Origin of the sequence: Paractinoplanes toevensis, assembly GCF_018332695.1 — a bacterium.
GTDB classification, from domain to species: Bacteria; Actinomycetota; Actinomycetes; order Mycobacteriales; family Micromonosporaceae; genus Actinoplanes; species Actinoplanes toevensis.
This window is the reverse complement of sequence record NZ_BOQN01000282.1, coordinates 1-444: the sequence shown is the minus strand read 5'-3', so window position 1 is coordinate 444 and position 444 is coordinate 1. Positions and strand designations below refer to the sequence as shown.

At 68.7% G+C, this 444-nt stretch carries 1 protein-coding gene; it reads right to left on the bottom strand.

The genetic code is table 11. The features are described 5' to 3' along the window. A partial coding sequence (locus Ato02nite_RS51230; RefSeq protein WP_246608275.1) for a transposase occupies positions 1–406 on the bottom strand: 406 nt, incomplete at its 3' end. Positions 407–444: the final 38 nt, after the last annotated feature.

Below are 444 nucleotides of genomic sequence, written 5' to 3'. Positions count from 1 at the left end.
GGATCGGGTCGGCCGCGCTGGATGTCATAGTCGCCCCCACGTGTCCTCCCGGGCCCGTCGCGAGTCGTTTCGCGTCGGCGGGCATCTGTTTGTAGACGACGTTGGACAGGCGGCGTTTGAGTGCGCGCACGGCTTCCATCGGTGTCTTGCCGGCGGCGAGTTTGCGCCGGTAATAGCGGCGGCCTTCGGTGTCGTGGCGCAGTTGGACGACGGCCATGATGTGCAGCACGCGGTTGATGCGCCGGTTGCCGGCGCGAGATAGCCGGTGGCGGTTCTGGTCGCCGGAGGAGGCGTCCAAGGGTGCGGTGCCGTTCCACGAGGCGAAGTGGTCCCGGCTGGCGAACCGGGTGATGTCGACGATGTCGCCCAGTAGCCGGGCGGCGCCGGACGGGCCGATGCCATGCAAGTCCTGCAGCCGGCTGCGATGCTGGCGACCAGGTCCTT